The sequence below is a fragment of the Kaistella sp. SH40-3 genome (assembly GCF_030686865.1).
Lineage (GTDB): Bacteria > Bacteroidota > Bacteroidia > Flavobacteriales > Weeksellaceae > Kaistella.
Genome location: NZ_JAQYUS010000006.1, coordinates 108,115 through 121,927, shown reverse-complemented (window position 1 = coordinate 121,927; position 13,813 = coordinate 108,115). Strand labels below are relative to the sequence as shown.

The 13,813-nt window shown below is 35.9% G+C and carries 13 protein-coding genes; 4 read left to right on the top strand and 9 right to left on the bottom strand.

Annotated elements, in window-relative coordinates:
• Window positions 1-119 precede the first annotated feature (119 nt).
• The 5 genes from PUH65_RS11080 to PUH65_RS11060 all read right to left on the bottom strand — a co-directional run bounded on the left by PUH65_RS11080 (window position 120) and on the right by PUH65_RS11060 (window position 5,161).
• A complete protein-coding gene (locus PUH65_RS11080; protein ID WP_305520064.1) occupies window positions 120-1,646 on the bottom strand; it encodes a TSUP family transporter in 1,527 nt (508 codons plus the stop codon).
• Between the two features lie 3 nt (window positions 1,647-1,649).
• Complete coding sequence (locus PUH65_RS11075) at window positions 1,650-2,888, bottom strand: sulfate adenylyltransferase subunit 1 (protein ID WP_305520063.1); 1,239 nt, start codon at window positions 2,886-2,888, stop codon at window positions 1,650-1,652.
• 153 nt (window positions 2,889-3,041) lie between these two features.
• Window positions 3,042-3,950, bottom strand: coding sequence for a sulfate adenylyltransferase subunit CysD (gene cysD / locus PUH65_RS11070; RefSeq protein WP_305520062.1), 909 nt, complete (start codon window positions 3,948-3,950; stop codon window positions 3,042-3,044).
• Window positions 3,951-3,968: 18 nt separating this feature from the next.
• Complete coding sequence (locus PUH65_RS11065; RefSeq protein WP_305520061.1) at window positions 3,969-4,664, bottom strand: phosphoadenylyl-sulfate reductase; 696 nt, start codon at window positions 4,662-4,664, stop codon at window positions 3,969-3,971.
• Window positions 4,665-4,753: 89 nt separating this feature from the next.
• The gene (locus PUH65_RS11060) at window positions 4,754-5,161 is read right to left on the bottom strand and encodes an Rrf2 family transcriptional regulator (protein WP_305520060.1); all 408 of its coding nucleotides are present in this window, start codon (window positions 5,159-5,161) and stop codon (window positions 4,754-4,756) included.
• 222 nt (window positions 5,162-5,383) lie between these two features.
• Here PUH65_RS11060 and PUH65_RS11055 point away from each other — a divergent pair, with 222 nt between their 5' ends.
• On the top strand, window positions 5,384-5,812 hold the full coding sequence (locus tag PUH65_RS11055) for a DUF4268 domain-containing protein (protein WP_305520059.1): 429 nt from the start codon (window positions 5,384-5,386) through the stop codon (window positions 5,810-5,812).
• A gap of 6 nt (window positions 5,813-5,818) precedes the next feature.
• Here PUH65_RS11055 and PUH65_RS11050 read toward each other — a convergent pair whose 3' ends face one another.
• Window positions 5,819-6,466, bottom strand: a complete 648-nt coding sequence (locus PUH65_RS11050) for a Crp/Fnr family transcriptional regulator (RefSeq protein ID WP_305520058.1) — start codon at window positions 6,464-6,466, stop codon at window positions 5,819-5,821.
• A 193-nt stretch (window positions 6,467-6,659) separates the two neighbouring features.
• On the opposite strand from PUH65_RS11050, the gene PUH65_RS11045 reads away from it, so the two are divergent.
• The 3 genes from PUH65_RS11045 (at window position 6,660) to aspA (ending at window position 10,688) form a co-directional block, all read left to right on the top strand.
• Window positions 6,660-7,991, top strand: a complete 1,332-nt coding sequence (locus PUH65_RS11045) for an anaerobic C4-dicarboxylate transporter family protein (protein WP_305520057.1) — start codon at window positions 6,660-6,662, stop codon at window positions 7,989-7,991.
• Window positions 7,992-8,011: 20 nt separating this feature from the next.
• Window positions 8,012-9,172 (top strand): porin, encoded by a 1,161-nt coding sequence (locus PUH65_RS11040; protein WP_305520056.1) that lies wholly within the window; start codon window positions 8,012-8,014, stop codon window positions 9,170-9,172.
• Window positions 9,173-9,281: 109 nt separating this feature from the next.
• Window positions 9,282-10,688 (top strand): aspartate ammonia-lyase, encoded by a 1,407-nt coding sequence (aspA, locus tag PUH65_RS11035; RefSeq protein ID WP_305520055.1) that lies wholly within the window; start codon window positions 9,282-9,284, stop codon window positions 10,686-10,688.
• Window positions 10,689-10,774: 86 nt separating this feature from the next.
• Here the strand turns inward: aspA and gldG are convergent, their stop codons facing one another.
• The 3 genes from gldG to PUH65_RS11020 all read right to left on the bottom strand — a co-directional run bounded on the left by gldG (window position 10,775) and on the right by PUH65_RS11020 (window position 13,803).
• The gene (gldG, locus tag PUH65_RS11030; protein ID WP_305520054.1) at window positions 10,775-12,430 is read right to left on the bottom strand and encodes a gliding motility-associated ABC transporter substrate-binding protein GldG; all 1,656 of its coding nucleotides are present in this window, start codon (window positions 12,428-12,430) and stop codon (window positions 10,775-10,777) included.
• 24 nt (window positions 12,431-12,454) lie between these two features.
• Window positions 12,455-13,183 carry an ABC transporter permease subunit gene (locus PUH65_RS11025; RefSeq protein ID WP_305520053.1) on the bottom strand — a complete coding sequence of 243 codons (729 nt, stop codon included), beginning with the start codon at window positions 13,181-13,183 and terminating at the stop codon, window positions 12,455-12,457.
• A 74-nt stretch (window positions 13,184-13,257) separates the two neighbouring features.
• The gene (locus PUH65_RS11020; protein WP_305520052.1) at window positions 13,258-13,803 is read right to left on the bottom strand and encodes a CopD family protein; all 546 of its coding nucleotides are present in this window, start codon (window positions 13,801-13,803) and stop codon (window positions 13,258-13,260) included.
• Between the last annotated feature and the right edge of the window lie 10 nt (window positions 13,804-13,813).

The following is a 13,813-nucleotide window of genomic DNA, read 5'->3' as shown; positions in this document are numbered from 1 at the left end:
AAAAACTTTTGTGACTTTTGTGGTTTAATAACTTTTCAATAGACGTTTTGTGAACTTTCAGCAGCATTATTTAAAACTTCAGCCATTAAAAACTTTTGTGACTTGTGTGGTTAAAAAAACTAAGTCAACGATTTTACAATCGAAATAACACTCAAACTAATTATAAGAATCCCAATAACCACAAACATTTTCTTAATCGGAATTTTGCTCGTAAGCATTGCTGCAAAAGGTGCGGTAACAATTCCACCAATTAAAAGACCGAGAACTATATTCCAATGTTGAATGCCGATTGTTATCACAAAAGTAATTGCACTCGTAATGGTTAAAATAAATTTCGAAAGGGTAGAACTTCCAATCACGTATCTTGGCGTTCGGCCGTCTTTTAATAAACTTCCCGTAACCATTGGTCCCCAACCGCCGCCGGTAAAGGAATCGATAAACCCGCCGAATAATCCTAAAACTTTGATGTTTCGACTAGATTTCTGAGTGCGTTTTTTCTTTCTATTATTTTTGAAAGCGTTCCGCAAAATATTAATTCCAAGATATAAAGTGTAACAGGAAATAATTGGTTTTACAATATGCGCATAATGTTGACCAAAATAAGTAAGAGATAATGCGCCGATAATCGCACCAATAATTGCCGGAAGCGCCAAGGCTTTCACCAGTTTCATATTTACATTCTTTAAGCGGAAATGGCTGATGCTTCCCGCTGCAGACGTAAATGTTTCTGCCGAGTGAATACTTGCGCTAATAATTGGTGGTGCAATATTCAACATTAATAGAATCGTGGTGCAAATAATTCCGTAACCCATTCCCGTACTTCCGACAACCAGTTCTGCGACGAAACCAACCGCCAGCATTTTATAAAAAATATGATTGTCGGCATTTAGAAATGCATTGATATCCGGGAATAATTGAAATTCAAAAAGAATATAAGACAAAACGCCAATTAAAACCATGACGCCGATTATACCAAGATAGATATTAGACCGACGGCGAACGGCTTTCGTTATTTTTTCTAAATTCTCAAATTCAGAATTGGCGAGAGGATGTTTTTGTTTCTGATCAAGATAATCAGCCGTAATCGTGTCGAGCGATTTCAGTTCATCTTCTCGATTCATCAAAGGGTTTTTATAGGCGAATTTTAATTTACCAATAAACTCCTCCAAGTCCGATGGAATGCTGTGTTCGATAATTCGGTTGATTCTTTCCTGAACTTCTGGCGAATAATCATTAGATGAAATTCCCAGTTTTATATTTTCTTTTTTAATGACTGAAACCAAAGAGAAATCACTGATTTGTGGTTTCCCGATGACATTGATCAGAACATTTTTATTTTGAGAAAGTTGAAGAAGATGTTCTTCGTATTCATGATCTTCAGTTGAAATTATTAGCAAGGCAAAATCTTGTAAATCATCTTCTTCCATTTTTCGAGGGAAAAGAGTAATGTTTGATCTGCCTCTCGAGAATTCAATTAAATCTTCTGAACTATTTTCATCAAAAATTTTGATTTTACAATGGATAGAATTCCGAACGATTTGTTTTAATGCTTGGAGAATCAATTCATCATGTCCAACCAATAATACGGGAATCCTTTCCAAATTAAGGAATAACGGATGCATATTATTAGGTTGAACTTCGCTCATGAATTATAGAATCATTACCGCGCCAACAGTTGAATTGCTTGTTTCGTCGACCAAAATCGCACTTCCTGTTCCTTTGTTTTTTTCAAAAGAATCATGTACTAAAGGACTCGCGGTTTTTAAAGTAACTTTTACGACTTCATTCAATTTGACAGAATCAGTTGGCGTTTTTTCTAAGGAATTGACATCTAATTTATAATCAATTTCTTTGATAATCGTTTTAATCAACTTACTTCTGTGCTGCAGAAAATATTTATTCCCGATCACTAATTCTTTATGATCCATCCAACAAACTAACGCTTCAAATTCATTAGCCACGGTCGGAAGTTGGTCTGCATGAACAAAATAATCACCACGTGAAATATCGATATCATCTTCAATATGAATAACAGCAGGTTGAGGTGCGAAAACTTCATCGACTTCTTTTCCGCCGGTTTCAACTTTAATAATCGTGGTTTCTATATTCTGCGGAAGCACTTTTATACGATCACCTTTCTTGTAAATTCCACTTACGATTTCGCCGGCATAACCTCGATAATCATGCAGTTCTTCGGTTTGCGGACGAATAACAAATTGCACTTGAAAGCGCGTGTCTTCCAGATTAATTTCTTTATTGATTTCAACTTGCTCCAAATATTCTAATAAAGAATTTTCTTTAAACCAAGGCATTTTCGTAGATCGATCGACGATATTATCGCCATCTAAAGCAGAGATTGGGAAAAACTGAATATTGCTGAGGTTCAATTTTTTAGCAATTTCCAGATAATCGGTTTTAATATTTTCAAAAACTTCTTCTGAATAATTAACCAAATCCATTTTATTCACCGCAATGACGATGTGTTTAATTTTTAAAAGGGAAGCGATAATACTGTGTCTTCTGGTTTGCTCAATCACACCTTGTCGAGCATCGATCAGGATAATCATCAAATCAGAATTAGACGCGCCGGTAATCATGTTTCTCGTGTATTGAACGTGACCGGGAGCATCCGCAATAATAAATTTCCGATTCGGTGTTGAAAAATATCGGTAGGCGACGTCAATCGTAATTCCCTGTTCTCTTTCTGCACGCAATCCATCGGTAAGAATCGCCAAATCAATTCCGTCTGAATTTTTATTTTTAGACTGCTTTTCCAAGACTTCCAGTTGATCGACCAGAATACTTTTGCTGTCGTATAAAAGGCGACCAATTAAGGTGCTTTTACCATCATCAACGCTTCCGGCCGTCATTAATCTTAATATATCCATTTCTTTATTTTCTTTCTTTAAAAGGTTTTTATTTGGGCAGCATCTCCGCCTTCCGCTCCCAATCTTTTTTTCCATCGCTTTTGCCCTACAAAAAAAGGATTTCCGCTCAAGTCGGGCTGCAGAATTAGGGTTCTAAAAACGATTTGTTTTTAATTAGAAGTATCCGCCTTTCTTACGATCCTCCATTGCGGCTTCGGTCACTTTATCATCGATTCGGGTTTCGCCTCTTTCCGAAATTCTTGAGGCGGTAATTTCCTGAACAACTTCATCTAAAGTCGCGGCATTACTTTCTACCGCTGCCGTACAAGTCATATCTCCCACAGTTCTGTATCGAACGGTTTTTGTAGAAATAACATCATCTTCATCAATTTGAATAAAATCTGAAACTGCAATTAACTGACCTTCATATTCCAAAACTTCTCTTTCGTGTGAAAAGTAAATAGAGGGCAATTGAATTTTTTCTTTTTTAATATAATTCCAAACATCGAGTTCCGTCCAGTTTGAAATAGGGAAGACCCGAACATTTTCACCTTTGTGAATTCGTCCGTTGTAGATTTTCCATAATTCCGGTCTTTGAAGTTTTGGATCCCATTGTCCGAAATCATCCCGAACGGAAAAAAAACGTTCTTTGGCTCTGGCTTTTTCTTCGTCACGTCGCGCTCCACCAATACAGGCATCGAATTGGAATTCTTCAATCGTTTCTAATAAAGTATGCGTTTGCAACCAGTTTCTGGAAGCGAACTTTCCTTTAGGTTCAGTCAGTTTTTGTTTGTGAATCGTATCTTCCACTTTCCTGACAATTAATTCTGCACCGATTTCTTTGGCTAAAAAATCTCGGTACGCCAAGGCTTCCGGGAAATTATGACCGGTGTCGATATGAACTAAAGGAAAAGGGATTTTCATAGGCGCAAAGGCTTTCATCGCCAAATGAACCAATGTAATCGAATCTTTTCCACCGCTGAATAATAGTGCAGGTTTTTCAAACTGAGCCGCAACTTCCCGCATGATATAAATGCTTTCCGCTTCTAATTGCTCCAGATCATTTAAATGATATTTTGACATAATTGAGTTTTAGAATTTTTATTTTTCTGAATGAAGACCGCATTCTTTCTGAGATTCTTCCCACCACCATCTTCCGGCACGCGGATCTTCACCGGGTTCAATTGCTCTTGTACACGGTTTGCAACCAACGCTGATGAACCCTTTTTTATGAAGAGGCAAATCCATAATTTGATGTTCCTCAATGTATTTTAAAATTTCATCATAAGTCCAGTGGAGAAGTGGATTAAATTTGTAGAGTTGTCTGCTTTCGTCCCATTCCAGCATTTTTAAAGAATGTCGGTTTTCAGATTGTTCACTTCTTAAACCGGTAATCCAAACTTTTGCTCCTTGCAAAGAACGATTGAGTGGTTTTACTTTTCGGATGTAGCAACATTCTTTTCTGTTTTCTATAGAATGGAAAAAGCCGTTAATTCCTTTTTCATTGACAAATTTTTCAACATCATCTGCTTCCGGAAAATAGACTTCTGTTTTGATTTTGTATCTTGAATTGTTGTTGGAAAGAAGGTCATAATGTTCGTAAAATAATCTTCCCGTATCCAATGTAAATACTTTTATGGGTAATTTATTTTTAAAAATAACATCGGTAATGATTTGATCTTCTTGTCCTAAAGAAGTGGAAAATACAATTCCGTCTGGAATCATCTCGCACAATTTAAACAGGCTTTGCTCTAGGGAAAGGGTTTCTATTTGCTGAATTTCTTCTGTTGAGAACATTATTTCTTTATTTAATGTCAGCAAATTTGCAATAAATTTATTATCCTACCAAATTGGTGGACTATTAAAATAAATAAAAAGGGATCGAATTAATCTACAATATCGAGCAAAGTCTTCTTTTCTAAAATCGCTAAAGAGGCATCGCGAACTTCGATCAGGACATCATGTAAACCACAATGTTCCTGATTGCAATTTAGACATTGTTCATGAAAATTAAGACTCACACAAGGAATCATTGCAATCGGACCATTCACCAAACGGATGATGGTAGCAAGCGAAACATCAGCCGGATTCGCATTAAAAAAATAGCCGCCACCTTTTCCTTTTTTGCTATCCAGGATTTCGGCTTTTTTAAGTTCCAAAAGAATGTTTTCTAAAAATTTGATCGGAATTTTTTTCTCATTGGCAATATCTGAAATCAAAACAGGTCCTTGATTCTTTTTCTCCACGAGAAAAGAAAGCGCTCTGAGTGCATACTGAGATTTTTTAGAAAGCATGATGTAAAATTAAGTAAAACTTTTCAGAAGATAGAGAAGTAAGGTTTTAAACACAACAAACTTTGCTACGAATTCACGCATATTATTTATTTAAATAGAAAGAACTGAAAATATTTATTTAGGTAGAAAAATAATTGCCAAACGATTTTCCTTAAAAATTGCCCACTGCATTGTTTATAATGTGATATTTTAAGTAAGTTCGCAGGTCATAAATTCAGTGGAATGTTTAGCAAAGAAGAAGCACAAAAATTAAGAAAAGAATTCTGGATCGCCTTTGGGAAAAGTTTTCCCAGAAAATGGATTTTATACAATACCAAGATTAAAGATTTCTCTTTTAAATTTAATGCTGATGCTAAAAAAGCCGAAGTTTCTTTAGATATAGAAATGAATGATGAGATTTTTCGAAATGCTTATTTCGAGAAAATGTGGTCGTTGGAATCTATTTTAGAAGAGGAATTAGGGGAAATTCACAAAGATGAATTCTATACTTTAGAAAACGGCAAAGTCATTTCTAGATTTTGGATCACCAAAGAAAATGTTTCGATTTACAATAAAAATACGTGGCAGGAAATCTTTGAATTTTTTATAGAAAAAATGGAAGGATTCGAAAGAGTATTTTATGAATATGAAGACTTTATTAAAGATGTCTAATCAATCTTAGCCGAATTTCCGAATGGCTTTCAAACCTTCATCATTAAGAATTTCTATCTTTTCGTCGGTAAATTTAATGTATCCTTCGGAAGTAAATTCATTCAAACATTTATTCACATTCTCTCGTGAATAGCCTAAAACTTCGCTGATTTCTTTCTGTTTCAAAAATTGCAGACAACCTCTGTCGTTGTAATGTAAGAGAAAATCTGCCAATGCACCATTGATTTTATGGGCTTTGTAACTCAAAAGATTTCTGGTGAGCGCGGTTATATTGTTGTAGGACTCATTATAAACATCTACCAGAAACATTGCATTGGTAGTGACAAATTTTTTGAAAACATTTTTCTCAAATTGAATAACCTGGGTTCCTTTCACACCATAAGCTGAGAAAAAAACCGGATCATCATTAAACAAATAACGCAATCCTATAAAATCGGTCTCTCCATATAGATCGATTAGACGACACTTATCGTCTTTAATTTTCACCTCTCCTTTGTAAATATAAAATACTGAAAACAATAAGCTTTCATTTTTAATAAACATTTCTTCCTGATCAAATTGCATTAACGAGGCATTCGCATTCAGAACCGCCTTTTCGCGATCGGATAAGTGATCAAAAATAGGATTTTCTAAATAGGCTTCGGGTACAATCATCGTTTTTTAATAAGGGAGCAATATACGCTGATTAAAATAAAAATTTAAAAGTCGTGAGGTGAGATAAATCAACAAAAGAAATGTTCACACCGACATGTGACGAAAGTAACCGCGTGCTGAAATATACTGCACAGCGGAAAAATTTGAATCCATTCTATTCCATCGCACCTTTACATAAATAAAAAACAAGCACATGGAATACGCAGTTTACTTACAACTTATAGTGGTTTTAGCCGCCATATTTGTAGGAGCCAAAGTTGGCGGAATCGGTTTAGGAATCTTCGGAATGATCGGGATGGCAATCCTGGTATTTGTATTTAACGTACCACCCGGAGAAGCTCCCATCGAAGTCATGTTAATGATTGTTGCAGTGATTACTGCAGCTTCAGCACTTCAGTCAGCCGGAGGATTAGATTATCTGGTCAAGGTCGCTGAAAAAATTCTTCGGAAAAACCCGGAATCAATTACTTTCCTAGGTCCGATTGTATGTTATGTATTTACCTTTCTAGCAGGTACCGGACACATCGCATACTCTTTACTACCGATTATTTCGGAGATTGCAACAGACAGTAAAGTTCGTCCAGAGCGCCCGATGAGTATTTCGGTGATTGCCTCTCAGCAAGCGATTACAGCAAGTCCTATTTCAGCAGCCACCGCAGCTCTATTAAGTACATCACTTTTAGGTGGACAAGGAATTGAAATGATTGACATTTTGATGGTCTGTGTACCAGCAACAATCATAGGTGTTTTAGCAGGAGCTTTAGCAGTGAGTTTTGTAGGAGTAGATTTAGAAAAAGATCCTATCTATTTAAAAAGATTACAAGAAGGTTTAATTACACCGAAAGATCATACAGCAATTTCAGCAGAAGTAAACAGTACACGACCACTGATTGCAGTAGTTCTTTTCTTACTCGGTGTTTTTTCTGTAGTCTTATTTGGATCCATCCCAACTTTACGTCCTTCATTTCTTATTGATGGTGAAATCGTGAAAGTAACCATGGCTCAAATCATTCAAATCATTATGATGTCAACGGCTGGATTAATTTTAATTTTCGCTAAAGCTGATGTAACCAAAGCAGTAAACGGCAGTATTTTCATCGCAGGAATGCAGGCAGTAATCGCAATTTTCGGGATTGCCTGGATGGGTGACACGTTCTTCAACGGTAACCTGGCCTTCTTTAAAGAAAATATACAAAGTGTTGTAACCACTTATCCGTTCTTATTTGCCTTTGCCTTATTTGTAATGTCAATTCTATTGTTCAGTCAGGCAGCAACGGTTCGTACGCTTTATCCACTGGGATTAGCTTTAGGAATTCCTCCACTAGCTTTACTGGCAATGTTCCCAGCAGTGAACGGTTATTTCTTCTTACCAAATTATCCTACCGTAGTCGCCGCAATTAACTTCGATCGAACCGGTACCACCAGAATTGGTAAGTATGTAATCAATCACTCTTTCCAGATTCCAGGATTTGTGTCAACCATCGTTGCCATTGCTGTAGGATATCTCATCATCAGCTTTATGTAAATAATTAAATAGTAAACATCATGAAAAAGTATATAACAGTCGCCCTCGCATCTTTATTCTCTCTAGGCGTCTATGCACAGGATAATCCGACCAATACAGAAGCTGATAGTAAAATTAGATCTTTGGAAAGACACAACGATCAACTCAACATTTTTTTCCATATACAGTCCAGTTTTGACGTTGTAACAGAAGATGATGGAAAAGCAGATATGGCCTTTAAAGCAAGACAATTTCGATTAGAAATTAAAGGTAATCTTACTGATAAAATATTTTATCGTTTCAGACAAAGGTTGAACAGATCTACCAATCCACAGTCTTTAGATAATATTGGTAAAGCAACCGACTATATGTATGTAGGTTATAAATTCAATGATAAATTTAGCATTATAACTGGGAAACAGCGTCAGGCTTGGGGCGGATTTGAATTTGATCAGAATGCAATCAATGTTCACGAATATGCTGATTTTATTAGCGCAATGGACAACAGTATGATGGGAGGAGCAATTATTTATACGCCCATTAAAAATCAAGAATTTCAGTTTCAAATCACCAATAGCAGAAACTCCTATTTAGAAGATATTTACGGTGATTTATCAGCGCAGGGAATTGAACAGTCTCACAATCCGCTTGCTTATATCGTCAATTGGAATGGTAGTTTTCTCAACAAAAAGTTCCAGACAAGATGGGCGTACGGTATTCAGACAGAAGCTGAAGATAATTATTCTTCGATGATTACCATGGGGACCAAATATAATCTGAAGCAGTTTCAGTTAACTTTAGATTATATGAATGCTGATGAAAAGATAGACCGATTGGGAATCGCTACGAAAGATGGAGCCGAATGGTTGGCGCTCAACAATCAGAAAGTATTTCAAGATGTTACCTATAATACGGTGATTTTGAAAGCAGAATTTCAGCCAAAACCAGAATGGAATATTTTCGCTAAAGGAATGTATGAAACCACGTCTGTGAAAAACGTAGAGAATTATGATGATGATTTCCGAAAAGCCTACGGTTACATGGGTGGAGTTGAATATCTACCCTTTAAAGATCAAGACTTACGGATTTTCTTAGCCTATATCGGTAGAAAATATGTTTATACTAAAGCGATTCCTTCTTTGCACGATTATAACACTGACCGAGTTAGTTTAGGAGTGATGTATAGAATTAAAGCCTTCTAAAAAACGGAAAGCAAAAAGAAATTATTAGATGTTTAAACATTAGCAAATTAAATTTAAACATTAACAAAAATTAAAAATAAATAAATATTAATATTTCAAAATCATTATTATGAAAAATTACAGAATAGAGTCCGACTTACTCGGAGAGTTACAAGTACCAAAAGATGCTTATTATGGAGTTCAAACTCAAAGAGCGGTAGACAATTTTTACATCACAGGTAACAAAATGGGTGAGTACCCAGAGTTTGTAAAAGCGATTGCTTATGTAAAACTTGCGGCTGCTCAAACCAATCATGAACTGGGTCTTTTGGATGATAAAATGATGGCCGCGATTTCTCAGGCTTGTCAGGAAATTATCGACGGTCAGTTCCACGATCAATTTCCGGTAGATATGATTCAGGGTGGTGCAGGAACATCGGTTAATATGAATGCTAATGAAGTTATTGCGAACCGTGCTTTAGAAATAATGGGTTACGAAAAAGGAGATTATCAGCATTGTTATCCGAACGATCATTTAAATCTTTCGCAGTCAACTAATGATGTATATCCTACTACTGTTAGACTTACTGTGATTAGAATGAATCAAATTTTGGTAAAGCATTTGGCTGAACTGAACAATTCATTCCGAAAAAAAGGAGAGGAGTTTAGTGATGTTATTAAAATGGGACGTACCCAATTGCAAGATGCAGTTCCAATGACTTTGGGTCAGGAGTTTGGAGCATTTGCAGCAAATTTAGATGAAGAGATTACTCTTTTAAATAACATTTCTAATTTATTTTTAGAAATTAATATGGGCGGTACAGCAATCGGAACAGGAATTAATGCTCCGCAAGGATATGCTATACTTTGTGCAGAGAAATTGGCTAAACTGACTGGAGAAGCATTTGTATCTGCTCCCAACCTTGTAGAAGCGACGCCGGATACAGGTTCTTATTTAATTTACTCTTCAGTACTTAAACGTTTGGCCGTGAAACTTTCTAAGATCTGTAATGATTTAAGATTATTATCTTCAGGCCCAAGAGCCGGACTTAATGAAATTAATCTTCCTGCCATGCAGCCAGGTTCTTCTATTATGCCGGGTAAAGTAAATCCTGTTATTCCAGAAGTGGTTAATCAAGTTTGTTTTAAAGTAATTGGAAATGATTTGACGGTAACTTTTGCTGCAGAAGCCGGACAATTACAACTGAATGTGATGGAACCTGTACTTTGTGCCTCGATTGTTGAGTCAATGATTTACTTACAAAGAGCCATGGATACTTTGCGAACAAAATGTATCGATGGAATTACTGCAAACCGCGATGTTTGTAAAAATTCAGTGATGAGCAGTATCGGAATTGTCACCGCGCTTAATCCATATATCGGTTATAAAGCCAGTACCAAAATCGCTAAGCAAGCCATGGAAACTGGAAAAACTGTTTATGATTTGGTATTGGAGCAAAACATTCTGTCAAAAGAAAAACTGGACGAAATCCTGGATCCTAAAAATATGTTGAGTGCTCATGACGTAGTTAAGTAAACTGTTTGTTGTTTAAAGAGAAGTGGGAATATTTCCCATAACTCTTAAAAAAAACCTTCAAGATTGTATCCTTGAAGGTTTTTGATTTATTCAAATTTTCTCTTTCGCCACCAATAGAAAAATCCTCCTAACAGGCCGATAATTCCTAAAGGAAGCAGTAAATTCAACCATTGCCAATCAGTTTTTTCTTCGTCGATTCTTTGTCGGTCGAGTAATCTTGCTTCGATATTTCGGTTTCGTAGTTCCATTAAATTAGAATCGTCTAAAAGAAAATCGAGAGCGTTTCTCAAGAATTGTTCGTTGCCGTAAGATTGTTTGGTTAATAGATCTTCGCCGAGTGGGAGAGGGTTTCCTTTATAAATTTGATTTCGAGCAACATCACCATCAGCGATAATAATCATTTTATTGTCTGGACTTTGTGCTTTGAAATTAGGATAAATATTTCTTTCACTTCTGGTCGCGTAAGCAGAATTAAACTTTCCTTCTAAACTCACCGCATAAATCTTTGGTTGAGTTGGTTTGTCGAGTTCACTCAAGGAATCAGTTCGAACGATTTCTGCCAGAGCAACGTAATTAGGAACTTGTTTGATATTCGTTCTTTCGCTGGATTCAAACAAAACTTTGGTCTTAATGTTTTTTCTTCCTAAAGTATCAATGGAAGTCGGAAATTCAAATTTAACAGGATTGATATTTTTCGTAATCGGATTTTTATTTTCAGCAATCCCTAAAGGGAAATAAGGCCACAGAAAACTGCTGTATTGTGGATTACCGGCAACTTCACCCGACACGATTCTAATGAGTGCGGATTTTTTCATATCCTTGACCAATCCGGCATTTAATCGAATTCCATAATTAAAAAAGAAATCGGTTAAATTAACATCCATCGGATAAGCCATGATTTTTTTAGCATGAAAAAGAGTGTCCATTTCTGCATTCACGGCATCGATCATCCACAAGGTTTTTCCACCATTCATAATGTATTGATCCATAATTACTTTTTCATTTTCAGTAAAAGCCTTTCTCGGTTTCGCGATAACCAAAGCATCCATGTGCTGAAGTTGTGGAACATCTTCGTAAGTCAGTTCAGTTTGGTTTTTTGGAATAATCGGTCCGGCATTATAATTTTCCAAAGCCATTTCCATAAATCCACGGAATTCATCTGGACGAAGTTCATCCTGATTGATGAGGATTCCGATATTTTTTTTGCGTTCTGCCGTTATCGATTTAATGCTGGAAACAAAATTATATTCCAAATTTTCAATCGACTTACTCAACTGTTCAGAAGCATCAATTCCAGATAAATTAACGATTAAAGGAATTGCAGTTCCATGAGAACCGTATTTAATGGCAGCATACGGAAACATCACGATTTCAGAAATCTTACCCTCTTTCATATCCGGCAAAATCGAAGGTTGCATTCCCATGGCAGCCAAAGTATCTTTTGACATTTTCGTCTTAATCGGATCGATGAATTTATAGTCGATTTTTGGATTCACTTTTCTGAATTCTTCCAACATAAATTTCGTTTCGTTTTGCAACTGACGGAAACTTGCAGGAAAATCACCTTCAAGATAAACATTGAAAGTCAATGGTTTTTTAACCGATTCCAAAACTTTAACGGTAGAAGCAGAAAGCGTATATCTTTTCTCTTGTGTTAAATCGAAACGTTTTGAGAAAATCCCGAAAGTTCCCAGTAATAAAACGAGGATAAGAATACTATAGATGAGGTTTTTTTTGTTCATTTTTAAAAGCGATAAAAAATTGAATTACTTTTTCTTTTCTACAAAGATTTTGGCCAGGAATAAACAAATTCCTATCACTAAAAGGAAATAGAAAATATCTCGCGTATCGATTAATCCTCTTGTAAAGGCCAGGAAATGCTGATAAAAGCCAATATTGGAAAGAACATAATCTGCGCCACCCAACAATTTATAACTCGCCAATTGTTCGATTCCGAAATACAAAAAGAAAGAAATGAAGACGCCTAGCAAATACGCCATAATTTGTTTTTGAGAAAGCGATGAAGCCAAAATTCCAATTGCGGAAAAAGCGGCAATTAGAATTACTAAACCGAAATAACTTCCGAAAGTTGCGCCTAAATCGATATTTCCTTCTGGAAAGCCTAAAACATAAACGGTGTATAAATAAACGAGCGAAGGCAGCAAACATAAAATCCCGACCAACCAAACAGATAAGAATTTACCAAGGATGATTTCCGATATTTTAATCGGTTGTGAGAATAACCAGTTCAATGTTCCCGACTGTTGTTCTTCTGCTAAAGTCTTCATTGAAATTGCTGGAATGATAAACATCAAAAGCCATGGAACGAGTACGAAATAACTCTGCAAAGTTGCCGATCCAATGTCGAAAATATTTGAATCATTTTCAAAGAAAAATAAGAAAAGCGTTCCTATTAAACTAAATGCACCGATAATTAACCAGGCGCTCCAGTTTCCGAAATAAGTCCAAAGTTCTTTTTTAAATATTGCAAACATATAATTTAGGTTGTAGGGGATAGGTTTTGGGTTATAGGTGCAAAAATTCACCATTCACCATTGACTATTCATAATCAAGATTTCTTCTTATTGACTAATTTCACGGTCGTCATAATCAAAAGTACCAGAACGATAAATCCGACGATTAATTGCCACCAAAATATAATCACCATTGATTTTAAAATGACTGTAAAAACTACGAGAAATAAAATGAAAGTCGCTATTTCATTGGCCTGGCGAAGTTTGATATTTGGAATTGGTAGAATGTTACCATGAAGATTTTTAATTTGCAAAACTTTTTTCCAACACCAGTAATGGTAAACGGCAAGTCCAACCAAGAAGGTCAATTTCAAATGAAACCAAGGCGTTTTCATTAAACCAAAATTAAGGAAAATCATTATTAGACCTGAAACCAACATAATTACTCCGGCAGGAACAGTAATGATATTCCATAGCCTTCGCGCCATGAAGACATATTGTTCACGAAGAATAAGTTTTTTTTGCTCCTCGAATTCATCGGTGTCTTTATAATAGACGAAGAGTCTTACGAGGTAAAAAATACCCGCAAAATAACTGACCATGAAAATGATGTGAACGGCTTTGATAATGGTATAAAGCATCTGAAAAATT